This is a genomic window from Akkermansia sp. (genome assembly GCF_020860705.1).
In the GTDB taxonomy this organism is placed as follows: Bacteria; Verrucomicrobiota; Verrucomicrobiia; order Verrucomicrobiales; family Akkermansiaceae; genus Akkermansia.
The window spans coordinates 1-21994 of the sequence record NZ_JAJBTT010000027.1; the positions used below are offsets into that span (position 1 = coordinate 1).

General features: G+C 55.6%; 21 protein-coding genes and 1 pseudogene. 9 read left to right on the top strand and 13 right to left on the bottom strand.

The annotated features are described in order from the left end of the window. Positions 1 to 2392, bottom strand: a pseudogene (locus LIO64_RS05580) (hypothetical protein); the annotation flags it as partial. Positions 2393 to 2728: 336 nt separating this feature from the next. Here LIO64_RS05580 and pstB point away from each other — a divergent pair. Continuing rightward, complete coding sequence (gene pstB, locus LIO64_RS05585) at positions 2729 to 3511, top strand: phosphate ABC transporter ATP-binding protein PstB (RefSeq protein WP_290548452.1); 783 nt, start codon at positions 2729 to 2731, stop codon at positions 3509 to 3511. 188 nt (positions 3512 to 3699) lie between these two features. Continuing rightward, complete coding sequence (locus LIO64_RS05590) at positions 3700 to 4347, top strand: PhoU domain-containing protein (RefSeq protein ID WP_290548453.1); 648 nt, start codon at positions 3700 to 3702, stop codon at positions 4345 to 4347. Between the two features lie 634 nt (positions 4348 to 4981). On the opposite strand, the gene LIO64_RS05595 is transcribed toward LIO64_RS05590, so the two are convergent. From LIO64_RS05595 to LIO64_RS05605, 3 genes are all read right to left on the bottom strand, one after another. Next, complete coding sequence (locus LIO64_RS05595; RefSeq protein WP_290548454.1) at positions 4982 to 5941, bottom strand: aldose epimerase family protein; 960 nt, start codon at positions 5939 to 5941, stop codon at positions 4982 to 4984. A 34-nt stretch (positions 5942 to 5975) separates the two neighbouring features. After that, positions 5976 to 6455, bottom strand: a complete 480-nt coding sequence (locus tag LIO64_RS05600; RefSeq protein ID WP_290548455.1) for a glycine zipper 2TM domain-containing protein — start codon at positions 6453 to 6455, stop codon at positions 5976 to 5978. A gap of 147 nt (positions 6456 to 6602) precedes the next feature. Beyond that, on the bottom strand, positions 6603 to 6845 hold the full coding sequence (locus LIO64_RS05605; protein WP_290548456.1) for a hypothetical protein: 243 nt from the start codon (positions 6843 to 6845) through the stop codon (positions 6603 to 6605). 235 nt (positions 6846 to 7080) lie between these two features. On the opposite strand from LIO64_RS05605, the gene LIO64_RS05610 reads away from it, so the two are divergent. Next, a complete protein-coding gene (locus LIO64_RS05610; RefSeq protein WP_290548457.1) occupies positions 7081 to 9600 on the top strand; it encodes a pitrilysin family protein in 2520 nt (839 codons plus the stop codon). Between the two features lie 547 nt (positions 9601 to 10147). Here the strand turns inward: LIO64_RS05610 and LIO64_RS05615 are convergent. The 4 genes from LIO64_RS05615 to LIO64_RS05630 form a co-directional block, all read right to left on the bottom strand. Then, on the bottom strand, positions 10148 to 10468 hold the full coding sequence (locus LIO64_RS05615; RefSeq protein ID WP_012420356.1) for a polymer-forming cytoskeletal protein: 321 nt from the start codon (positions 10466 to 10468) through the stop codon (positions 10148 to 10150). 35 nt (positions 10469 to 10503) lie between these two features. After that, positions 10504 to 11070: a ribosome recycling factor gene (gene frr / locus LIO64_RS05620; protein ID WP_290548458.1), complete on the bottom strand. Its 567-nt coding sequence runs from the start codon at positions 11068 to 11070 to the stop codon at positions 10504 to 10506. Between the two features lie 54 nt (positions 11071 to 11124). Further along, positions 11125 to 11850 (bottom strand): UMP kinase, encoded by a 726-nt coding sequence (gene pyrH, locus LIO64_RS05625; protein ID WP_290548459.1) that lies wholly within the window; start codon positions 11848 to 11850, stop codon positions 11125 to 11127. Positions 11851 to 11916: 66 nt separating this feature from the next. Further along, a complete protein-coding gene (locus LIO64_RS05630) occupies positions 11917 to 12825 on the bottom strand; it encodes a mechanosensitive ion channel family protein (protein ID WP_290548460.1) in 909 nt (302 codons plus the stop codon). Positions 12826 to 13062: 237 nt separating this feature from the next. Here LIO64_RS05630 and LIO64_RS05635 point away from each other — a divergent pair, with 237 nt between their 5' ends. Next, a complete protein-coding gene (locus LIO64_RS05635) occupies positions 13063 to 13635 on the top strand; it encodes a hypothetical protein (RefSeq protein ID WP_290548461.1) in 573 nt (190 codons plus the stop codon). Here LIO64_RS05635 and LIO64_RS05640 read toward each other — a convergent pair. Next, complete coding sequence (locus tag LIO64_RS05640; protein ID WP_290548462.1) at positions 13632 to 13796, bottom strand: hypothetical protein; 165 nt, start codon at positions 13794 to 13796, stop codon at positions 13632 to 13634. The two genes, LIO64_RS05635 and LIO64_RS05640, sit on opposite strands and share 4 nt — an antisense overlap. Before the next feature lie 92 nt (positions 13797 to 13888). Beyond that, a complete protein-coding gene (locus LIO64_RS05645; protein ID WP_102725335.1) occupies positions 13889 to 14512 on the bottom strand; it encodes a peroxiredoxin in 624 nt (207 codons plus the stop codon). 134 nt (positions 14513 to 14646) lie between these two features. Here LIO64_RS05645 and LIO64_RS05650 point away from each other — a divergent pair, with 134 nt between their 5' ends. The 5 genes from LIO64_RS05650 (at position 14647) to LIO64_RS05670 (ending at position 19390) form a co-directional block, all read left to right on the top strand. Next, positions 14647 to 16356, top strand: a complete 1710-nt coding sequence (locus LIO64_RS05650; RefSeq protein WP_290548463.1) for a hypothetical protein — start codon at positions 14647 to 14649, stop codon at positions 16354 to 16356. Positions 16357 to 16458: 102 nt separating this feature from the next. Then, positions 16459 to 18012, top strand: a complete 1554-nt coding sequence (locus tag LIO64_RS05655) for a hypothetical protein (RefSeq protein ID WP_290548464.1) — start codon at positions 16459 to 16461, stop codon at positions 18010 to 18012. A gap of 14 nt (positions 18013 to 18026) precedes the next feature. Then, the gene (locus LIO64_RS05660) at positions 18027 to 18251 is read left to right on the top strand and encodes a hypothetical protein (protein WP_290548465.1); all 225 of its coding nucleotides are present in this window, start codon (positions 18027 to 18029) and stop codon (positions 18249 to 18251) included. Between the two features lie 531 nt (positions 18252 to 18782). Continuing rightward, positions 18783 to 19214, top strand: coding sequence for a hypothetical protein (locus LIO64_RS05665; protein WP_290548466.1), 432 nt, complete (start codon positions 18783 to 18785; stop codon positions 19212 to 19214). Between the two features lie 26 nt (positions 19215 to 19240). Next, positions 19241 to 19390 carry a PEP-CTERM sorting domain-containing protein gene (locus LIO64_RS05670; RefSeq protein WP_290548467.1) on the top strand — a complete coding sequence of 50 codons (150 nt, stop codon included), beginning with the start codon at positions 19241 to 19243 and terminating at the stop codon, positions 19388 to 19390. A gap of 178 nt (positions 19391 to 19568) precedes the next feature. On the opposite strand, the gene recR is transcribed toward LIO64_RS05670, so the two are convergent. The 3 genes from recR to fabF all read right to left on the bottom strand — a co-directional run bounded on the left by recR (position 19569) and on the right by fabF (position 21953). After that, positions 19569 to 20177, bottom strand: coding sequence for a recombination mediator RecR (recR, locus tag LIO64_RS05675; protein WP_290548468.1), 609 nt, complete (start codon positions 20175 to 20177; stop codon positions 19569 to 19571). Next, a complete protein-coding gene (locus LIO64_RS05680) occupies positions 20170 to 20619 on the bottom strand; it encodes a hypothetical protein (RefSeq protein ID WP_290548469.1) in 450 nt (149 codons plus the stop codon). The genes recR and LIO64_RS05680 overlap by 8 nt, the downstream gene beginning before the upstream one ends. A gap of 86 nt (positions 20620 to 20705) precedes the next feature. Beyond that, complete coding sequence (gene fabF / locus LIO64_RS05685; protein WP_290548470.1) at positions 20706 to 21953, bottom strand: beta-ketoacyl-ACP synthase II; 1248 nt, start codon at positions 21951 to 21953, stop codon at positions 20706 to 20708. Between the last annotated feature and the right edge of the window lie 41 nt (positions 21954 to 21994).

Consider the following 21994-nt stretch of genomic DNA (forward strand, 5'->3'; position numbering starts at 1 on the left):
GATACGCTCCAATCACAGGAGGCTTGCCCCATTTTACTGATACCCCATAGTAGGCGATGAAAAGAGCGTCCGGGTCCGCCTCTCCGTAGTAACCCTGCCTTTCCTTGTTTTCCTCCGGTCCGGTGTTGTTTTTCCACATATCGGCCGGGAATTTGATGTTTTCAAGCAGGGGCTTTTCCCAGGCGCCCCAATTGAGGTTCAGGACGGCGGGCATCGTCTTGGAGAAGATGGCGGGATCCGCCGTATTGGCGCCATTCAGGGTGGTTGATTGTCCAATCTGCTCCGCCTTCATGAGGCCCGCTCCCATCGTGAACGTCCCCAGTTTTTTTGAGCTGGTGCTGAATTCGTCCGTATATTTATGGCTGAGGATGTGGTCGGAGGGAGTCCGGTCGGAAGCCGTGCCGGACCATCCCTTCAGATCGTCATAATTCTGGGCGAAAATGGCGGAGGCCATGAACGGATCCCCGTTCAGGTATTTGTTGCCGTCAAAGTTCTGGTATTTCAAGCCGGAGTACATGTTGACGGAGTAACCGGTGGTCTGGGCGGAGTCCAGAGACCAGCCTTCCTTCATGGCGAAGTTATCCGTTTTGATATCGTTTTTGTTATTCTTGGAGCGGTAGACGGAATTGTTTTTAAAAGGATTGGATAAGTCGTCAATCAGAGGAATGGGCTGGGCGAAGATGACGATTTCTCCGGCTTTCAAGGTAGAGGGATTCCCCTTATTGGTGGAACCGTCCGACTGGTAGGTGACCTTGTCCCTGAATGATGCTCCGAAGTCCGCTACCTGACGGTCGTTTTTATCTACGTTGTTCTGGACATAGGGAGTCAGCGGGTGTTCCGTATAATTACCCATGGCTCCCACGCCGCCGCCATTCTTGATGTTATGGGAGAACATCATGGGCATGAAGCGGTGTTCCCCGAAGTATGCGCCCCATACTTCTCCATTGGCTCCCTGGAATTTCATGTCCACGTTGTACGGGTTCCACCACACATACACGGGAATCACGGAGAAGGCCAGGTTGATGAACCCTCCGTTGATGGAAGGATTCTGGCCGTTGGTTCCTCCGAATCTGGCGTATTGGACGCCGACGAAGGAATAGAAGCGCAGCAGGATGGGATGGCGCATGTACGTGTAGCGGTTGTCCATCATTTCCAGGTTGGCCGCGGAGTCGGAGGCAATCAGCGTACTGGGCGCGTTCCCGTCCCATTGCAGGGTGGCCGAGGAATCCTGGCCCTCCCTCTTCGTGGAGGAGTCCCACACGTTGGCCCAAAGATACAGCTGGTTCCAGGAGCCGATCGGACGGTTCTGCTCGGAAGGACTGCCGTCTTCAGACGTGTAGGGCCGCAGACCGATGTCCGAAGTGTCTCCACGGAATTCTTCAGGCAGCTTTTCCTGGGAAAACATGATATTCAGATCCTTTTTTAATCCTCCGAATTTAGAATCTGTCAGCAGGCTGGAAGAAACCAGCGAGATGTCGTGATAGACTTCTCCCAAGTCTTTCAAGCGGCCGTTTCTGTTGTTAACCAGGATCGTATCAAGAGAAATAAGCTTTCTGACTGCGGACGTGTCGTTGCCGGAGCCCGTCGTCATGACGGAGGAAAGATTGAGAGGCTCCAGGTCCGGCCCAGGCGTGTCCCAGGTGGAGCGAAGCACCGTCAGGGCATCCGTGCTTTCTTCTGAGGCGTGCGGCATCAGATTGACGCGCGCTTTCTGGTTTTCCCCCGTCACCCACCAGGCTATGTATTTGCGCATGTTGGCATTTCTTTTAAGGCCAATGGTTTTGGAAGAATCGTCCACGCGCACCAGACGGGCGTAGACTTCCTTGCTGTCCTGGTTCTTGGCTCCTACGGGCGTGCCTACCGTTCCGTGGTTCACCAAAGGGACGCTGCGGAGGTTCTGGTTGGTCATGAAACGTTTTCCCAGCAGGTTCTTGCCTGCTTCCAGAGTGCTCAGCCTGCGCAGGTCGGGGTCGGAAATGAGCCAGCGGCGGAACATGGACTTTCTTCCGGTGTCATAGGTGGAAGAGATATTCATGCCCTGGGAGTTGGTCTTGTTGAGCCAGGTGTCCCAGCTGTTCCAGACGCCCAGAATGTAGGGAGTGTTTCCTTCGCTGCTTCCGGAGGAAAGGATGCCCGAATTGGCGGAAACGCGCTGATCCGGCCCCAGTTCACACTGGAGCTGGCCCAGGGCGATTTCCAGAGAAAGCCGGGCGAGGGATTTAGCTTCAGCGGCGAAGATCTGTTTTTCAGAAATGCGTACCTGGGAGGAGGCAATGGTAAGGAGTCCGACACTGAGGAGGGCGAGTAGCATCATCAGGGTGATGGTGGCAATCAGCGCAAACCCTTTGCTGACATGCTGGAATTTTGGTTTTCTGAAGGTAGTTGCTTTCATGGGAAAAACTTGGATAAAATTCTGTATCCGTTTAAAATTGGGGGAGATGCAAACCTGCTGATAAGCAAGAACCTGCACGACTACCAACATATAAAATAGTTCTAATTCCGCAAGGAACAACACGTCAGAAGAAGAAAAGACCAAACGATCTTTATTGATTCGACTTTTTTAATATTATAATACTTTGAAAATAAACGTTTTAAAAAATAAATCAGTGCATTCGTTTCTTCTCAAGAAGACCAAGTTAAGAAATCGTCACAAACACGGAGTGGTCATGGCGCTCCGATTTTGGGATACCATGCAGGCAACAGCGCAAGATGCGCCTTTTAAATGAACATGACTTCGCATCCAGCAGCATCCGATCAGACCGCCGTAGAGGTGGATTCCCTGGATTTTTGTTATGGCAGCAAGCAATCCCTGTTCCATGTCACCATGAAGGTTCCGAGGAACCGGGTGACAGCATTCATTGGTCCTTCAGGATGTGGGAAATCTACGCTGCTGCGCTGTATCAACCGGATGAATGACCGCATTCCGGAGGCCCGCGTTACGGGTGGTTGCATCCGCATTGACGGAGTGGACTTAACTTCCCCGTCTCTGGACCCCATTCATTTGCGCCGGGAGGTGGGCATGGTTTTCCAGAAATCCAATCCCTTTCCGATGAGTATTTATGAGAACGTTTCCTACGGGTTGAAACTGGCGGGGATAAGGAATCGCGGCATTCTGGATGAAGCGGTGGAGGAAAGCCTGCGGCATGCCGCCTTATGGGATGAAGTGAAGGACCGCCTGCACGTTTCCGCCAATGGTCTTTCCGGTGGCCAGCAGCAGCGGCTGTGCATTGCTCGCTCCATTGCCGTCAAGCCGCGTATTCTGCTGATGGACGAACCCTGTTCCGCTCTGGACCCCATCGCCACGGTGCGGGTGGAAGAGCTGATGCACAGGCTCAAGGAGAAGTTTACCATCATTGTCGTTACCCACAATATGCAGCAGGCTACGCGCGTTTCCGACCTGACCGGTTTTTTCATGCTGGGCAGACTGGTGGAGTTTGATTCCACGGAGAAGATTTTTTCCAATCCTTCCATGAAAGAAACAGAGGATTATATTACAGGAAGATTTAGTTAACAGAGAGTTATTTATGGTTTTTTCAAAAATTACTGTCAAACACTCCTACGGCCGTTTTTCCCCTCCTTCCGGCATGGCTCGGAAATTAGCCTCCTCCACTGCCAGAAAGGACAGTTTGCGCAGGCAGCATATTTTTTATCATGCCGGCAAAACCGCCCCCGGTCATCACCCAGCCAATATTCCAAATCATGAATCACGACGCGCATACCCTGAGGGAGTTTGACGCCGCCCTTTCCTCCCTGAATACGCATTTGCTGCAGATGGCCTATAAGGCGCAGAGCGCTCTTGACCTGGCTGCGGCCGGACTGCTGCAACAGAATGAATCCGCTTCCAACCAGGCTATTGCAGATGATGAGGAACTGGACGAGCTGGAAATGACGGTGGACCGGGAAGGCCTGCATTTGCTGGCTTTTTTCAGTCCAGTGGCATCCGATCTCAAGATTGTTCTGGCTTCCATACGCATGTCTTCCATGTATGAACGGATTGGCGATGAAGCCGTAACGATTGCCAAGAGGGCCAATAAGCTCAACAAGCGCCCCCGCATCCGGGAGTGCGCCCAGGCGGAGCCCCTTTACAGGGAGATGGCGGAACAGTTCAGGGTTGTAAACAAGGCCGTTTCTTCGTGGGACGGGAAGGCTCTGGCGAAGCTGGTTCCTGCGTTGGAGAAACTGGCGGAGCATGCGGCGTCCCTGACGGAAATGTTTACCCGTTTGCCGGAACAGTATCAGGACAATCTGGTCTCCGTTGCAGATCTGATTTTTGTGGGCCGTTCCCTGGAACGCATCGCGGAAGGCTTGCAAAAGGTGGTGGCGGAAGCTCTTTATGCGGCCGGTTAACAGTGAGGCTTTCTTGAGGAAAGCCCAGAACATCCTTTTCCTTGTTTTTATTTCCTCCCCGGCTATTCCGTCCCGGAGGATCAGGTGTAGCCTTTAAGCGGGTTTCTGTGCGAGAATAGGTACGTGAAGGGGAAGGAAGTCCATGCGATCCTTTTATCGCTCATGGATAGCTTGACTTAGGGCACCGGCAGTCTGATTTGCTGTGTTTTCCGGAGGGAGAGGCTCCGGGGAGGTCCGGCAGCAGAAGCTTATCACCTGACTCGTATTCCAGTTCCTGACAAGGCAGAACAGGGGATCATTTGGTATGGCGGCATTTACACGAACGTGATGTGAACAAGGGCGGCAGGCACTTGGATGCCGTAACATTGAATTTTCCGCACAAAGCGCCGGGATATCCGGAATTGATGGAGAGAAAGAGCTCCCTCCCATGTTTTCCAGAGCCGCAACAGGGGGCCTCTGAGTGGTTGTCCGAAGGGCAGGATGTTGTTTTGACTGCGTACCGGGAACTGCCGGAGAATGGCTGGAACGGGGAAGATTTTACCGGAATTTACAGGCTGTTCTCCTGAGACGGGGAAAATAGGCAGCCACACAAACCGTTCTCAGGAATATTCCTGATGTGGAATAAGCTGTGCTTTTATCTCACTGTCCAGGAAATGTTGCGTGTGGCGGACTGGCCGGGACGCAGGATAACGCTGGGGAAGTGGGGGGTGTTGACAGCGTTCGGGAAACCCTGGGCTTCCAGAGCGATTCCCTGGCGGGCCTGGGGAAGGTATTCCCCGGTATATACCTGGAGGCCCGGCGCGTCCGTCGCTACGATCAGGCGGTGCCGGGATTCGGGATCAAGAAGGATGGCGGCAATTTTGTCCCCGGGTTCAGAGTCCAGCACGTAGTTGTGGTCGAGTCCCGCGGCGGTATCCGGATGGGCTGCGGAGTTGCGCTCTCCCAGAAAGGCGGCCTTTCTCAGATCAAAGTCCGTCCCTTCCACAGGCAGGATGCGTCCGTCCGGAATGTTGGTTGCGTCTACCGGAGTGTAGGCGGAAGCGCGCACTTCCAACGTCATGGAGTCGATGGTAGGTTTGCTGGAAAGATTCCAGTAGGCGTGGTTAGTGAGGTTGACGATGGTAGCTGCGTCTGCGTACGCTTCCAGACGAAGGTGGAGAGTTTCCTCCACTACGGTGTAAGTAGCTACCACTTCCAGGTTGCCCGGGTAGCTTTCCTCCCCGTCTGCAGAGTGCAGCGTCAGCACCAGTGTATTGCGCGTGGCTTCCTGAACCTGCCAGATTTTGCTGTCAAAGCCCTGAACGCCTCCATGCAGGTGGTTGGGTCCGTTGTTAACGGCTACGGAATGAGAGTCTCCGTCAATGGAGAACCTGCCTTTTGCGATGCGGTTTGCGACCCGGCCGCAAATCGCACCGCAATAACAGGTGTCTTTCAGCATGTCTTCAAAATGCTTGGGCCCTACGATCATATCCATGCCGTCCTTGACGACGGAGATGATGCGCCCTCCATAATTGCTGATGCGTACCGTCAACTTGTCGGAAGACAGTTCAAACAGCTCTATTGGAGCGCCGCCGGGTAAGGTGCCGAAGATCATGCTGGTATGTTACTGGTCAGTGGATGAAGCTCCATTAATAGGCCAGGACACGGGAGCCGCTGTTGCCGATGATCACGCGTACGCGCTGTCCAACCTGAATCGGGTTGTTCTTGCTGGCAACCTGGACGACCGTGTAGTTGCGGGTGCCGTTTCTCTTCTGGTCCAGGCGCACGGTGATGCGTTCCCCGGTCGTGTTATTGACGGCCTTGTCAATCTGGTTGCCGGCAATGCCGCCCAGGATGGCGCCCCCCGCTGCGGTAGCGAACTTGGCGTTGCCGCCCCCGAACATGGCGCCAGTCAGACCGCCGGCCACTGCACCGATGCCGGTGCCGGCATTGGCGTTATTGGCCTGGATTTTGACGTTTTCCACGCTGGTGACCGTACCGGTATAGGTTTCCTGAGCGCCGCCGATTTCATTCAGGTTGTAGGCGTTCGGGGAACCGAAGTTGGTGCAGGATGTAATGGACAGCGCAATGGCTGCACAGCCGATGGTAAGAATGGAAGTTGCTTTCATGATGACAGTTTATTAAATGGGTTGAAGATTAAGATCAAGTAATTTCATGGTCAACGGGTCGGATGTTTTTTCTCCCTCCCCGTGGAGAAAACCCTTGCCGAAAAGCTCCGGCAAGGGTTGAGGTTCATTGCAACGGTTTCCGTTAGGTTAGGCCTTGGGAGCTTCTTCCTTTTTGGAGCAATCGCAAGGCTTTTCACCCTTGCTGCAGGGCTTGTCGCATTTTTTGCAGCACTGGCCTTCCTTATCGCATTTCTTGTCGCACTTTTTGCCTTTCTTGCAGCACTTCTGGGCGGCAGGAGCGGAAGAGTCTGCCGGAGCGGCGGCTTCCTGGGCGTAACCGTTGACACTGAATGCGAAAGCAAAGGCTGCTACAGCGAGGATTTTTTTCATATTGGTGATGTGTGATGTTAGTGTTTTTATTGATGAACGGCGGATTGAATGCCATTCTACGACTGATAGAGTAACAGAGTTTAAGATTTGTTCAAAAAAATGTGTCGTCATCATGTTTTTTCAAGGAGGTTTTTGCCTTCAATCGCGTTTTTCTCCTGGGATAAGTTTGACAGTGCCGCAGCGTGTACGGATCGGCGGCTTGCATGGCCTGGCGTCTTGAGGCAAGCTAAGAAACATGAGTTCAGCCAAGGAACCTGTGGTGCGCCGTTTTGGAAACGGTTTGACGGTTTTGATCAAGGAGGATAAATCCCACCCCGTAGTGTCCCTTCAGTACTGGGTAGGAACGGGGTCCATGAATGAGGGGCATTGGCAGGGAAGCGGTCTTTCCCATTTGCTGGAACACTTGGTATTCAAGGGAACGGAGAATTATTCCGGCCAGGATCTGGCCCGCAAGGTGCAGGAGCGTGGCGGCCATTGGAATGCCTATACCAGCGTGAACCGTACCGTGTATTACATAGACGGCCCTGCGGAGTCCTGGCAGATTTTTTTGAATCTTCTGACGGAGCTGGTGTTTTGCCCCACGTTTCCGGAGGAGGAAGTGGAACGGGAAAAAGAGGTGGTGCGCCGGGAGATGGCCATGTATGCGGATGATCCTGATTCCGTGGCCTACCAGCTGCTGATGCAGACGCTGTACCTCAAGCATCCGCGCCGCTGGTCCGTGCTGGGGGAACCGGCTTCCTTTGACTGCCTGACACGCCAGGACGTGCTGGATTACCATGCCAGCCGCTATGTTCCGAATAATGTGGTGTTGTCGATCGCGGGGGATGTGGACGCCACGGAAATTCTTTCCCATCTGGAATTACTGGTGGAGGATTTCAAGGCGCGCCCGCTGAACCGCGAGCTTATCCCCCATGAACCGCATCAGTTCGGTTCCCGGACGGTACGGAAGGAATTTGCCGTGCCTTATTCCAAGCTGAATCTTGCATGGCGGCTGCCTTGTTCCGGTCACCCCGATACGCCGGCCCTTTCCGCCCTGTCCAGCATTTTGGGCGGGGGCCGCTCCGCGCGTTTCTACGAAAAATTCCATGACCGGCTGGGCTTGGTGTACAGCATTGAGGTGCATTCCAACCAGTCTGAGTCTGATGAAGGGGCGTTCACCATCAGCATGGATGTGGACCGTGCCCAGCGTGACAAGGTAAGGGATTTGGTGCTTCAGGAGCTCCGGAACCTGGCTGAGGAGGATTTTACGGAAGATCTGAAGAGAGTCTGCAAGCAGACGCGGGTTAGCCGCCTGCGCCGCAGAAGTTCTGCCGCCGGTGTAGCCTCGGAAATGGGGGCGGACTGGTTCGGGGCGCGCAATTTGAATTTGTCTTCCGAATGGCAGGAAGCCATTGAGCGGGTGACGACGGAAGATCTCCACCGCGTGTGCTCCACCTGGCTGTCCGCGCCGAATGTAACGGAAGTCAGCCTGGACCCCCTGGGGAGCAATGCCGTGGAAGAAGGCGGAGCCTCCCCCGGAGCGGAAGCGGTGATGAGCGAGCATGTGCTTGGCAATGGCATGAAGGTGGTTATCCGTGAAGACCATCGTCTCCCGCTGGCCTATGCCTGCCTGGCATTCAAGGGCGGCTGCCGTGCGGAGAATGAACATGACGCCGGCGTGACTGATTTGATGTCCGAGTGTCTGCTGAAGGGAACCGCCACGCGTTCTGCGGCGGATATAGCCCGTTTTCTGGAGGACATTGGCGGAGCTATCAATACGTCCACCGGCAACAATTCCCTGAGCGTGGGCTGCCAGATTCTGGCGGAAGACCTAGACGCCGGTCTGGAACTGATGGCGGACGTGGTGATGAATCCCTCTTTTCCGGAGGATGCCTTCCTTCGGGAGAAGGAGTCTTTTGTAGCGGATGCGGAAGAAGACCAGGAAGATCCCCTTTCCGTGGCGTTCCGGCAGGAACGGAGGGTAGCCTATGGACATGTTTCCTACGGTAATGCACCCTCCGGTACGCCGGAGAGCCTTTCTTCCTTAACCGTGCAGGATGTCAGGGACCAGTACGAACGCATTATCTGCGCATCCAATGCCGTGATATGCATTTCCGGGGATGTCAGGAAAGAGGAGGTTCTCCCTCTTCTGGAGAAGCATTTGGGAGGAATGAGGGCCGGAACGCCTCCGGTGCTGACTCCCACTCCCGCGTTGCAGGCAGGCCGGGAAGTAGCCGTGCTGGACAAGCAGCAGGCTGTTCTGGTAGTGGGGATGCCGGGGGTGGACGTGGCTTCTCCGGAAATGGCGCAGGCGCTGCTATTCCAGTCCTGGTGCAGTGATATGGCCGGCCCCGTCTTCACCAGTATCCGGGAGGAAGCCGGGCTAGCCTATTATGCCAGTTCCTCCCTGTTCATCGGCATGGACGCGGGGGGCATTTGTTTCTATTTGGGAACCTCTCCGGAACAGCTGGAGGAAGCCGGACAGCGTCTGGAAGAAACGCTGAAGATGATTTATGAACGCGGCATGACGGAGGAGGAACTGGAACGAACCAAGGCTTCCGCCCTGTCATCCCGCCTGCTGGCCATGCAGTCCAATGGAACCCTGTGCCAGATGCTGGCGCTGGATATTCTCTTCGGGCTGCCTCTGGATGGGTTTGAACAGCAGACAGTCGCCATCAGGAACATGACGCTGGACCAGGTGAACGCCTTTATTAAAAAGACGCTGGATCCTACGCAGCCGCGTTCCTGGTCTATTGTGCGGCCGCCGCTTCCCTGAGGAAGCGGCCAGGGTGGCCGTTTTCGTTCCGTTTCCCGTTTTTGTCTGGTTGTCCACCCATGGAGACGGAAGCCCAGCTGGGAGCAAGGGCCTCCCGGCCCTTGCAAAGTGAGACGGTGGAGGAAAAGAAAGAAAGTCTCCGCTTTGCTTCGGACAGGTGTAATGCGAAAGGCGGGAGCCTTTCGTTCCCAGGTGGGACGTTTTTTCTCTTAGCTGCTTTTCTGCGGAGAAGTTCTCTGTTCTCTTCCCCGGATTTCTGCTCTCCTGCTGCCCAAGTGGGGACGGACTCCCAGCTGGGAGCAAGGACCTCCCGGCCCTTGCAAAGTGCGACGGTGGAGGAAATGGGAAAAAGCCTCCGCTCTGCTTCGGATAGGGGTAAATGCGAAAGGCGGGAGCCTTCCGCTCCCAGGTGAGACGTTTTCTTCCCTTAGTTGTTTTCTACGGAAAATTCCGGACCCTTTACTATCGGGCCTTCCTGCCATCTGGCGCAAAAAAAGCCGTTCCCTCCATGGAGAGAACGGCTTGATGAAAAATAAAGTTGCCTTCTTTAACCGATTTCCGTGCGGCCCAGCAGGTGGGCGCCTTCTTCCATGGCGAGGCTGCGGGTCTTCATGTCCCCGACGACGCGAGCCTGCTGCTTGAGTTCGCAACGGTCGGAGGTGACCTTGCCTTCTACGTTGCCGTAGATGCGCACGTCTCCGGCAGTGATGTCGCCTTTGATCTGGGCGGTTTCTCCGATGGTGACTTTTCCCTTATCGGAAATGATTTCACCTTCAATTTTGCCGTCAATATGCATGTCGTTCTGGAAACGGATGGTTCCCTTGATTTCAATGCCGGAGGCGAGGAAGTTGGTTACATTGTCTGTCATTGTCGTAAAATGGTTGGGGGATGGATGGTTTGGGCTCAGATGGTCATGATGTCCTTTTCCTTGGCGGCCACCAGTTCATCAATGTCCTTCACGTATTTGTCCGTGAGCTTCTGGATTTGCGTTTCCAGGTCGCGCTGGCCGTCTTCCGTGACGATGTTGTCCGCCTTGAGTTTTTTAGCGGAGTCCATGGCGGCCTTGCGGGCGCCGCGCACGCGCACGCGGGCTTCTTCCGCCTGGGATTTGACCAGCTTCACCAGATCCTTGCGGCGTTCTTCCGTAAGGGCGGGAATGGGCAGGCGGATGGAGCGACCTTCCACGAGCGGATTGAGGTTCAGCTTGCTTTCATTGATGGCGCGGCCGATGTCATGAACGGTGCTCGGGTCAAAGGGCTGAATGAGGATGAGACGGGGTTCCGGCGTGCTGATGACGGCCAGACCCTTCAGCTTCATGACGGAGCCATAGCTGGAGACATGCACGTCCAGGTTTTCAACGAGGCCGGGGGAGGCTTTTCCCGTGCGTACGCCGGAGAATTCCTGTTTGGCGAAGTCCACGGCCTTGAGCATGGATTCCTCCGTTTCCAATATTAATGTTTCTGCGTCCATGATTGTGGTGGGTGCTAAGTGTTTTTTAGGTGGGAAAAAGGGGCGTGCGGGCGTTCAGCTGATGGTTGTGCCGATGGGCTCCCCGAGCAGGGCGCGCGTGATGTTGCCCGGAGTGTGCATGTCGAACACGATGATGGGCTTCTTGTTGTCCATGCACAGGGTGAAGGCTGTGGAGTCCATCACCTTGAGCTGGCGTTCCAGGCATTCCTGATAGGAAATGGCGTCAAAGCGCTTGGCGTTGGAAACTTTCTTGGGGTCTGCATCGTACACGCCGTCCACGGAGGTTGCCTTCATGACCACTTCCGCATTGATCTCACTGGCCCGCAGGGCCGCCGTGGTGTCCGTGGAAAAGAAAGGGTTGCCCGTGCCGGCGGCGAAGATGACGATTTTATTGTTGTCCAGGTAGGTGCGGGCCTTCAGGCGGATGAAGGATTCCGCCACGTTTTTCATTTCAATGGCGGACTGCACCACGCAGGGCACTCCCGCGCGTTCCAGGGCGCTTTGGAGGGCCAGAGCGTTCATCACCGTGGCGAGCATTCCCACGTAATCCGCCGTGGCGCGGTCCATGCCGCGTACGCTGGCTTTCGCCCCGCGCCAGAAGTTGCCGCCGCCCACGACCAGCCCGATCTGAACGTCCGCGCGGTGGGCCTGGGCGATTTCTTCAGCAATGCGGGCGACGATTTCCGGGGAAATGTTGTCCATGCTGCCGGGGCTGCGCAGGGCTTCCCCGCTGAGTTTCAGGAGGATTCTTTGATAGGCGGGTGCGGATGTGTCAGACATAGATGCGGATTTTACGCAGACAAGATTGAAATTTCACGGGGCAAAAAGAAAGCAAAAAGAGAGCTTCTACTGATTTTTCTCCGGCGTGCTGGAGATTTCCACCTTGATAGGGCTTCTGCTCTCCAGGCTGCGGGTGGGGAAGGGGAAGGAAATGCCCTCTGCCGCAAAGCGGTGCTTGATGTCATGGGCAAGCGTTTTCTGGCAGTCCAGGAAATTGTCCTTGAGGCACCAGGCGCCTATCTTGAATCCCAGGGAGGAGTCCTGAAATCCCGTGAACATGATGACGGGCGCCGGATCGTCCAGGCAGAGCTTGTTTTGCTTGACCACCTCCTGCAGGACGCTCACGACGTGTTCAATGTCGCAGCTGTAGTCCACGCCCAGGTCCAGATCACAGCGGCGGGTGGAAAAACGGGTGATGTTGCTCACCGGGTTTTTGATGATCATTTCATTGGGGATGCGGACCATGGTGTTGTTCGGCAGCCGGAGCTGGACGGACATAAGGTTGATGGAGTCCACATTGCCGGTGACGCCGCCTACTTCAATCATGTCCCCCAGATTGATCTGCTTTTCCCCTACCAGGAAAAGCCCGCTGATGATGTTGGACAGGGAGGTCTGGGAGGCGAAGCCTACCGCCACGCCGATGATACTGGCTGCGCCCAGCAGGGTTAGGATGTCGAACCCCATTAAGGCGAAGGCTTCCACGCCGATGATAATGTAGCCTGCCTCCTTGACGATTTTAACGGTCAGGCGCGATGCCTGGGGGGACATTTTCAGGGCGGTGATTTTCCGGAGCACTTGGCAGAGCAGCTTCAGGAGAATCCAGCTGACCACCAGCCAAATCACCACGTGAAGAATTTTAGCGCCCACGGACTGCACCATTTCCAGTTTAAGCCAGTCCGGCATGTTCAGAAAGTCCATGGTTCTTGACCAGATATCTTCCCTGGAGGATGCGGCTGCCATGAAATCCATACTCATACCAAGGATGTAGCAAACACCCCTGTGCGGCTCAAGGGGCGTGCGCGTATGCCTCTTGATTTATGACAGTCCGGCCCATACCCGCAAAGGAGCAAGGTTTCCTTGCCGCCTGTCATGGATTGTCCGCAGGACGATCTTCCATGGAATGCCGGGAAACGGTTTGTCAAATCAGGCTTCCATGATAAACAAATGCGGGCGTTTAAAACGCTTCCAGAGAGAATAGACTGTTAGACTGCCATGAGTAAAAGTGAATTTATCCTGTGGTGTTTGGGAATGGCCTCCCTGGCTTTCCCGGTGGAAGCCGGACCTGCCCGTACGCTGGAGACCGGACGTGCGGCCGGATATTATACCCATTCCGGGAAAGGAGATAGAAGCGCCAAAGAACGTTTTGAGCGCTTCAAATCCCGCAGTGCCTCGTCCGTTGTCAGGACTCCTGTCACTGTCGTGGGAGAAGATGGCAAAAGATATGAGGCGGAGGTGGATGTTATTGATCCGGAGGCCAAGGCCAGGGCTGCCCGGAAAGCCTGGGAGAAGAGGCAGGGGGCCAAGGCCAGGACGTTCGTCAATCAGGCAGAGCAGGAGGCCCGTTCCAAAATCGCTTCACGGGAGGAAGAGGAGAAAGCATTGAAGGCCGCCAGGCAGAGGCTGAAGGTGGCCGTGCAGGCGGAAACGGTGGACAAACTCCTTGCGGAGAAATTGGTGGAGGTTCTATCTCAGCGGGTGCAGCAGGGTACCATGACCAGGGTACAGGCGGCAGAGGCGATCAATTATCTCATTGTCCATAACAAGGTGAATGTGGTGATGGATTAAGCATTTCCGGCACAGTCCCTTGTGCCGCATACGCTTCTCTTCCGGCGCTCCAGAATGGAGAAGGTGTTGGTGGGTTTGTCATTAATGATGTAGATCTTTTTTTCAGCGGAAAAGATGATGACTTCCTTATCTTTTTCCGGGTCGCGGTCCATACGCGCCATTCCCCAGCGGGGCTGTATATTTGTTGGTTATGGGCAGCAAAAAAGCCGCTCCACGGTAATGTGGAACGGCTTTGAAATATTGCCGGAGCAGTTTACTTGCTGAGGTAGGAGGCCACGCCTTCGTGGGATGGGGTCATGGCCGCGTCTCCCTTGTGCCAGCCAAGGGGGCATACTTCTCCGTACAGTTCGAAGTGCTGGAGAGCGTCCACCACGCGGATGGCTTCATCAATGGAGCGTCCCAGCGGGAAGTCGTTGATGAGCTGGTGGCGGACGATGCCGTCCTTGTCAATCAGGAAGAGGCCGCGATAGGCGATCAGTTCCCCGTTGACTTCCACGTTGCCGTCTTCGTCAATTTCCTCGTCTCCGGCCAGAACGCCGTAGTCGGCGGAAATGGTCTTGTTGATGTCGGACACGATGGGGTAGGTCACGCCCTGGATGCCGCCCTGGTCACGGGGGGTGTTCACCCAGGCCCAGTGGGAGAATTCACTGTCCGTGGAGCAGCCGATGACGGCTACGTCACGCTTGTCGAATTCGCCCAGGGCTTCCTGGAAGCCGATCAATTCCGTGGGGCACACAAACGTGAAGTCCTTCGGGTAGAAGAACAGAATCACGTACTTTTTGCCTTTGAATTGATCAAGACTGAAATCCGGTACGATGGTACCGTTTACAACTGCGTTTGCACTGAAATGAGGTGCCGGTTTTCCTATGAGGAGCATGGTCAGTTTTTGGTTTGGTTCTAAAAGAATGATTCCAAAAAACGCGCGAAAGTCAAGTGGCAATGCTGCCTTCCTTGTGACAAAAGCGCCTGTTTTCTCTTGAAAATGAAGCTTTTTTTGTCAGTATGGCCTGCATGTCATCCTCAAAGGTGCAACAAGACGAGTGGTCCGGGAAAATCGGCGTGATTCTTGCTGTGGCCGGAAGCGCCGTGGGCCTGGGCAATTTTTTGCGCTTTCCGGGGCTGGCGGCCCAGTATGGCGGAGGCGCTTTCATGGTGGCTTACGGTCTCATGCTGGTGCTGGTGGGCGTGCCTGTGGCGTGGGCGGAATGGTCCATCGGGCGGCGTGGCGGCCAGTTGGGCGCCCATTGCGCTCCCGGCGTGTTCTGGTATTTGACCAAGGGGTCCAGGCTGTGGAAGTTTCTGGGTGTACTGGCGGTGCTGGGGCCTTCTTCCGTGGCCTTTTACTACATGGTGGTGGAAGCCTGGTGCTGCGGTTATTTCTGGAAAATGCTGACCCAGCCGGAGGTGTTCGCTACGGCTGAGGGCACGGCGCAGACCTTTTTCAGTTTTACGGGCATGTATGGGGACGGGAGCGCCCTGCTGTCTGACAATGGGCTGCTCTGGATCGTCGGCGGGGTCCTCCTGCTGAATTTGGGAATCATTTACCGGGGCATCAGCAAGGGAATCGAGATGTTTTCCCGCTGGTTCATGCCGATCCTGCTGCTGATTTCCCTGGTGCTGCTGGTGCGTATTTTGTGCATTGGCACGCCGGATCCCTCCTATCCGGACCGCAGCATTGAACAGGGGTTGGGGTATATGTGGAATCCCAGCAAAGTGCTGGTGGAGGAGCAAGACCGTTCCAGCGGGGAGTGGAAAACGGTCTCCATGGTGTCCGCTTCCCATCCGGGAGCCATGGAAGAGGCCCAGCGGCAGGTGGAAATGTCCGGCGGGACACGGCGGCTGACCAGGGTTACCCTGTGGGACGGTCTGAAAAACATTGAACTTTGGGTGGCGGCGGCCGGACAGGTGTTCCTGAGCCTTTCCGTGGGAACGGGGCTGATCCTGACGTATGCCAGCTATGTCCGGAAGAAGGAGGACATCGCGCTGAGCGGCCTTTCTGCGGCTGCGTCCAATGAGGTGTGCGAGGTGGGTATTGCCGGCATGATGACGGTTCCCGCCGCTGTGGCATTCCTGGGGGTGGCCGGCGCCGCCGGGCAGGGGACCTTTGCGCTGGGGTTCATGGTGCTTCCCCAGGCTTTTGCCAAAATGGGGTCCAGTGTGATATTCGGCAGCCTGTTTTTCCTGCTTCTGACAGTGGCGGCGGTCACCAGCTCCATCTCCATGATGCAGGTGGGCCTTTCCTTTATTGAAGAATTCATGGGGTTGAAACGCAAAATGGCGGTAGTGGTACAGGGATTTTTCTCGGCCACGGGCACGCTGATCGTCGCCTGGTACAGCGGCAATCTGCTGGCGATGGATACGTATGATTTCTTCCTGGGCACTCTGTGCTTCTTTGTAAGCGCCATGGTCATGATGATTCTGTTTTCCTGGAAGCTGGGGGTGGATAAGGGGCTGATGGATTTGGAAGACGGCTCCGTGATCCGGATTCCCAGAATTTACCGTTTCATCATGAAGTTTGTGACTCCTACGCTGCTGCTGACTATTTTCCTGACCTGGCTGGCGCAGAATATCTGGGTGAAGCAGGCCGCCCCCATTGAAGCGCTGGCGCGCGGGGAGCATGGCGCGGTGATTCCGATGGGCTTTCTGGCGGCTTACGCCCTGTTCCTGCTCTTGATCACCATGGCGTCCGGAAGGCACAAGGTGTACCATGGCCCGCGGTGATCGGGAAAATCCGGTGGAGAGGCTTGTTTATACGTGCCTCGCGGCGGTTGAGGATGCAATCCGGAGGCTTGACCGCCGGAGGATTTGATATAGGCTGATACCATGTCCAGAATGAGAAGGATACGCAGAAAAAAGCCCCGTACCGGAAGCGTTTGGAAAAAGCTGCTGCTGTGGGGCGTGCTGGGGGCGCTTGTTCTGGTTGTGGCGGGGGTGGCCGGCTCCTACCTGTATGTAAGGTCTTATTTGAAAAGCGATGATTTTTTAACCATGCTGGGACAGTCGGCCGTGGACGACATGAATGTGGATGTCGCCACGATAGCTCCGCTGGACTGGGACGGCTCCGGCATCCGGTGCGACAGCGTGACGATGGAAGGACATGAATTTTTAACCTCCCTTCAGGCAAAATCCATTGAAACGGAGTTCAGCCGCTGGGATTTGCTGAAGCGCGCCTTTGTCATTACTTCCGTGAATGTTGCGGAGTTGAAGCTTCAGCTGGCTCCGGTGCCGTTCCGTTTCAGGGAAAAGGAGGAAAAGCCCAAGAGCTGGGTGGAAAAGAATATTCTGCCGGACACGTTCAGACTGGAGAAGGGAAGCATTGATTCCCTGTCCGTTTCCTATGGTGTCCCCGGCAGGATGTATGCCCTGAACGGGGTCCGCGTGGAAAGCGAACATGACGCCGGTTCCAGCCAGTACAAGTTTGACGTGCAGGGAGGCAGGCTGCTGCTTCCCTTCAAGGGATGTCCGGAATTTTCCCTGATGTCCGGCACGGCGCAGTTCAACCATTCCAGCAGGAGGGTGAATGTTCCCTCCTGCCGCCTGACCACGGATGCCGGGGGCTACCTGGACATCAAAGGGGACTGGGACGGCCTTTCTTCCTCCTGGACGGCAAATATTGTGGTCAACAGCATTCCCGCTTCTTCCATTCTGGAGAATGACTGGAAAAAGCATGTCCAGGGGAGCATGAGCGGCGGGGTGGACCTGCGTGGCGGCCAGAACGGCGTGACCCATGTAGTTGGCCTGGCAAGGTTGCAGGACGGCTTGTTGACCGGACTCCCCATTCTGGACAGGCTGGCCCTGTTCTGCGGAACTTCCAGGTTCCGCCAGCTGTCTCTGCACAAGGCATCCGCCCAGTTCCGCTACGAAGGGAACGTCTGGCATATTTCCGACATCGTGGTGGAAAGCGAAAATCTGGTGAGGGTGGAAGGCTGGCTGGAGATCGGGAAGGAGGGTTCATTGAACGGAAGGCTGCAAGTGGGATTGAGGGCCGATGGGGTATGGAAATCCCTTCCGGGCTTTTCTGATGTGTTTTCCGCTTCCCGCCAGGGTGCCGGCGGAAATCTGGTATGGGCCAATGTGAATATTGGGGGCACGCTGGATAATCCGTCCGAGGACTTGTCCACGCGGCTGATCAAGGCGGCGGGAGACCGTCTGACGGAGATAGGGATGGGCAAGGTGACGGAAGTGGCGGATGTGGCGGCGCGCCTGTTCAACAAGGGCGCCGGAAAAGACAAGGACGCCACGGAGAATAGTGACGGCGGGTTCAAGATTCCTGCCGCAGACAAGGTTCCTGTTCCCGTCATGCCCAATCTGCAGGACGCCACGGAAAAAGGTCTCAAGACCGGGAGTGAACTGATGAACGGACTGATGAATTTGTAACCGGATTTTTCCGCATGAAACTTTATCCCTACCAGATGGTGCAGACGGTGGCTGTTATTGTGGAGCGCATTGCGGATACGGCTTTCCGTGCCACTCTTCCGAACGGCAAGACGGCCGTGGCTTTTGTGGAAAAGAAGAACGCTCCCTTGAGGGACCTGCTCAAGCCGGGCGACCGGGTGAATGTGACCATTTGTCCGGCGGATTTTGACCGGGCCAGAGTGGATAGCCTGGCGGATTGACGCGTGTTCCATGTTCATTCGTGGAAGCGGGCCACGCGAGGATTGGGACTGTGGAAAGTTGAGGGCGTTGATCAGATTCTAGGAAAATGCAAAAAACCGTAACTATGAATGTCTTTTTTCTTCATGGTCATATGTTTATGGATGTTTATAAATATGTTCTGACGGTTCGCGGTTTTGAAGTCTGAAGTCAAAGGAAAATTCTGGGGGGAAAAGTTGGTTAGGGGTAATAGGGAATATAAGGATAATAGGGATCGGAAAAATTGCCCTATTTACCCCTATTATCCTTATATTCCCTATCAATAGGACTCCTTGATGGCGGCTGTGGCTGATCACGAATTTTTAATCCGTTATATGTGACTTGTTACCGGCCGCAAGAGAAGTGGTACGGAAAAGCATGATGAATGTAGTTACCTATATTTAAAGATGACCCCCTTTTATTCTTTGTCACCTTGCTTGCCGCGCTTGTAGGCTCCACCCAGGCAGTTATTATTTTTGTCTATCAAACAAATCCCGGAACAATGCCTTCCTTGTATGATCCTCCTGTCACAGATGGAGCTACTTTCGGAAGCCAGATACTTAAAAATGGTTCAGGTGTCAATCTGGGGCAGAAAACTAGTGCAGCTCACGTTGACTCTTTTTAACACCCAACGTGAATGTGGGACTGGAGGTACGTGGACACTATCTGTGTTTTTTACCGTGCCGGAAAATGTAATTATTGATTCCATAGCTCTAAATCTCTTTACATTTAATGGATCCAACCAAGCTCCAAGGGATCCGCTCTACGGTGCATATGATTTTAAATTGAAATTGGGAGAGGATGTCTTCGCCAGTTGCTCTGATTCTTTTCTGACGTATGGGGGAGTGGTGGCACCTGTAATAATCCCGCCAGTGTGGATGAGCTGGGGCAGCAGAATGGTTCTTCCGGAAAGAGGGTGGAATCAACCCCTCTGGATAAAACGGTGATATTGACAACGGGGCCTACTTATACCATGGAGCTTTTCCTGGACAGGGGAGCGGAAACGAATGGATGTTACGTCGGCCTGGGAGCCATTGAACTGAATGTAGTTCCTGAGCCGGCCACGGCTTCCATGGGATTGGTGGGGTTGGCTGCCTTGCTGTTCAGATGCCGCAGGGCGTGATGTTTCCCGCAGTGTACATGCTTTCAAACCGCTCCTGTAATAAAGGGAGCGTTTTTTTATCTCTCGGATTGGAGTTCCGGGCGGGTATTTTTACCCGGCAGGGGAAAGGTCGCTTCCGTTGATTTTCTTACAGATGCTCCTGTTTCCGGATGTCCGCATACCGCTGGAAAAGGGACGGTTAAAGCACCGTTCTTCCTTCCAGCGCTTTCATCAGGGTCAGGGTGTCTGCGTGGCTGAGGCCGGAGCCTGCCGGCAGTCCCTGGGCGGGCCGGGAGACCTTGCAGTCCAGATCCTTGAGCAGGTGATGCAGGTAAGTGGCCGTGGCTTCCCCTTCCACATCGGATCCGGTCGCCAGGATGACTTCACAGCCCGGCTGCCGAGTGACGCGTTCCACCAAGGCGTGAATGTTAAGGTCTTCCGGCTCCACGTCGTCCAGAGGGGAGAGCTTTCCGCCCAGGCAGTGGTACAGCCCGCGGTAGGCGCTGCTGCGCTCAATGGGGATGACGTCCGTGGCCTGTTCCACCACGCAGATGAGGCGGCTGTCCCGTTCCTCATCCCGGCAGGCGACGCAGGCTTCTCCAGCCGTGCTGAAAAAGCCGCAGACGGGGCACGGAGTCACATGGTCCGCCGCCTGCCCGATAGTGCGGGCAATCGCTTCCGCTTCCCCCATGTGCCCCTGGAGCATCCACAGGGCCATGCGTTCCGCTCCTCGGGTGCCGATGCCCGGGAGTTGTTTGAGGGCGGTTACCAGTTCAAGCACGGGGAGAGGGTAATCCAGATTATTCATGAGTGGGCGGAGATTCGGAGATTGGTTGGCCCGGAGAAGGCTGGGGCCATAAGATGGCGAGTGCTCCAGCGCTTCCCGCAGAAAGCAGGCATGGAATCGCATTGAAGAAAACACCCCACAGCCCGAGCACCGGGGTGAAGCAGGCCAGCAGGAGCAGGAAGACGGCCAGAACGGCCGTTTTGCGGAGTGTTCCGCGGATCAGCAGCAGGTCGTAAACCAGGGCCAGCGTCAGCGCCATGCACAGCAGGAATCCCACGCTGGGGGAAAGAGCGGGGGCTTCCGGAGCCAGCATGAACGGAGCGGGGGCCATGGCTTCCTTCAGGGATTGCGCCCATGCGGGCGTGATTCCCAGAGAATACAGCACCACGATCAGGATGATCCCCGTTACGGAAAACAGGGCCCAGCGCATGAGCAGCATATCCTGGTGCGTCTTGGAAGACATGGCTGTAAAAGAAAGAAGGCGGAAACGCGATGGCTGCGGGGAACACAAACATCAGCGCTTCCGCCGGGAAGGAGTTTTCTGAGGGATCAGGAGAATCTCTTCACGATGACGGAGGAGTTGTGACCCCCGAACCCGAAGGAGTTGCTCAGGACAGCGTTCACCTTGGCCTCACGGGCCTTGTTGGGCACGCAGTCCAGGTCGCATTCCGGGTCCTGGTTGTCCACGTTGATGGTGGGAGGAATAATGTTGTCCTGCATGGCCATGAGACAGGCTGCCAGTTCCACGCCGCCGGCGGCGCCCAGAAGGTGGCCCGTCATGGACTTGGTGGAGCTGATGAGCAGTCCGTTTTTAGCATGGTCGCCAAAGACGGCCTTGATGGCCTTGACTTCGCAAATGTCGCCCAGCGGGGTGGAGGTGCCGTGGGTGTTGATGTAGTCAATGTCTTCCGGCTTCATGCCTGCGTGTTCCAGGGCCATCTGCATGCAGCGGGCGGCGCCGCGGCCTTCCGGGTCCGGAGCGGTCAGGTGGTAGGCGTCCGCAGAGATGCCGTAGCCGACGAGTTCCGCATAGATTTTTGCACCGCGCTTCTGGGCATGTTCCAGCGTTTCCAGAATGACGACGCCGGAACCTTCCCCCATGACGAAGCCGTCGCGGTCCACATCATACGGGCGGGAGGCGCGCTGGGGTTCATCATTGCGGGAGCTGAGGGCTTTCATGTTGCTGAACCCGGCCACGCCCGTAGGCAGGATGGTTGCTTCCGCGCCGCCGCAGACCATGACGTCCGCATCACCGAATTTCATGATGCGCCAAGCTTCCCCGATGTTGTGGTTGGAGGTGGCGCAGGCCGTGACAATGGACATGTTCGGGCCGCCGAAGCCGTATTCCATGGAGATGAGGCCGGAGGCGATGTTGCTGATCATGTACGGAATCATGAAGGGAGACACGCGGGCCGGTCCCTTGGAGAGAAGCGAGGCGTGCTGGCTTTCCAGCGTGCCGAGGCCGCCGATGCCGCTGCCCACCATGACGCCGATGCGGGTTTTGTCTTCCGCTTCCAGATCCATGCCGGAGTCCTTGAGAGCCATTCCGGCGGCGCCCATGGCAAAGTGCGTGAAACGGTCCACGCGGCGAGCGTCCTTGGGCGTTTTGAAATAGGGGGACGGATCGAAATCCTTGACTTCACCGGCGATTTTTGTGGAGTAGTCGGTGACATCCATGGACTTGATGGTGTCAATGCCGCTGCGGCCAGCCTTCATGGCTTCCCAGGTGGATGCAAGATCATTGCCCAGGGGGCTGATCACGCCGATGCCGGTGATAACAATTCTGCGGTCGGTCATAATAAGTGTGAGTGGTTGCAAATAATGCTTGAACCAGAATA

What these genes read in the sequence shown, in the direction of transcription:
- pstB (WP_290548452.1), top strand. Translation starts at nt 2,729, where the DNA reads ATGACTTCGCATCCAGCAGCATCCGATCAGACCGCCGTAGAGGTGGAT.
- LIO64_RS05590 (WP_290548453.1), top strand. Translation starts at nt 3,700, where the DNA reads ATGAATCACGACGCGCATACCCTGAGGGAGTTTGACGCCGCCCTTTCC.
- LIO64_RS05595 (WP_290548454.1), bottom strand. Translation starts at nt 5,941, where the DNA reads ATGATCTTCGGCACCTTACCCGGCGGCGCTCCAATAGAGCTGTTTGAA.
- LIO64_RS05600 (WP_290548455.1), bottom strand. Translation starts at nt 6,455, where the DNA reads ATGAAAGCAACTTCCATTCTTACCATCGGCTGTGCAGCCATTGCGCTG.
- LIO64_RS05605 (WP_290548456.1), bottom strand. Translation starts at nt 6,845, where the DNA reads ATGAAAAAAATCCTCGCTGTAGCAGCCTTTGCTTTCGCATTCAGTGTC.
- LIO64_RS05610 (WP_290548457.1), top strand. Translation starts at nt 7,081, where the DNA reads ATGAGTTCAGCCAAGGAACCTGTGGTGCGCCGTTTTGGAAACGGTTTG.
- LIO64_RS05615 (WP_012420356.1), bottom strand. Translation starts at nt 10,468, where the DNA reads ATGACAGACAATGTAACCAACTTCCTCGCCTCCGGCATTGAAATCAAG.
- frr (WP_290548458.1), bottom strand. Translation starts at nt 11,070, where the DNA reads ATGGACGCAGAAACATTAATATTGGAAACGGAGGAATCCATGCTCAAG.
- pyrH (WP_290548459.1), bottom strand. Translation starts at nt 11,850, where the DNA reads ATGTCTGACACATCCGCACCCGCCTATCAAAGAATCCTCCTGAAACTC.
- LIO64_RS05630 (WP_290548460.1), bottom strand. Translation starts at nt 12,825, where the DNA reads ATGAGTATGGATTTCATGGCAGCCGCATCCTCCAGGGAAGATATCTGG.
- LIO64_RS05635 (WP_290548461.1), top strand. Translation starts at nt 13,063, where the DNA reads ATGAGTAAAAGTGAATTTATCCTGTGGTGTTTGGGAATGGCCTCCCTG.
- LIO64_RS05640 (WP_290548462.1), bottom strand. Translation starts at nt 13,796, where the DNA reads ATGGCGCGTATGGACCGCGACCCGGAAAAAGATAAGGAAGTCATCATC.
- LIO64_RS05645 (WP_102725335.1), bottom strand. Translation starts at nt 14,512, where the DNA reads ATGCTCCTCATAGGAAAACCGGCACCTCATTTCAGTGCAAACGCAGTT.
- LIO64_RS05650 (WP_290548463.1), top strand. Translation starts at nt 14,647, where the DNA reads ATGTCATCCTCAAAGGTGCAACAAGACGAGTGGTCCGGGAAAATCGGC.
- LIO64_RS05655 (WP_290548464.1), top strand. Translation starts at nt 16,459, where the DNA reads ATGTCCAGAATGAGAAGGATACGCAGAAAAAAGCCCCGTACCGGAAGC.
- LIO64_RS05660 (WP_290548465.1), top strand. Translation starts at nt 18,027, where the DNA reads ATGAAACTTTATCCCTACCAGATGGTGCAGACGGTGGCTGTTATTGTG.
- LIO64_RS05665 (WP_290548466.1), top strand. Translation starts at nt 18,783, where the DNA reads ATGATCCTCCTGTCACAGATGGAGCTACTTTCGGAAGCCAGATACTTA.
- LIO64_RS05670 (WP_290548467.1), top strand. Translation starts at nt 19,241, where the DNA reads ATGGAGCTTTTCCTGGACAGGGGAGCGGAAACGAATGGATGTTACGTC.
- recR (WP_290548468.1), bottom strand. Translation starts at nt 20,177, where the DNA reads ATGAATAATCTGGATTACCCTCTCCCCGTGCTTGAACTGGTAACCGCC.
- LIO64_RS05680 (WP_290548469.1), bottom strand. Translation starts at nt 20,619, where the DNA reads ATGTCTTCCAAGACGCACCAGGATATGCTGCTCATGCGCTGGGCCCTG.
- fabF (WP_290548470.1), bottom strand. Translation starts at nt 21,953, where the DNA reads ATGACCGACCGCAGAATTGTTATCACCGGCATCGGCGTGATCAGCCCC.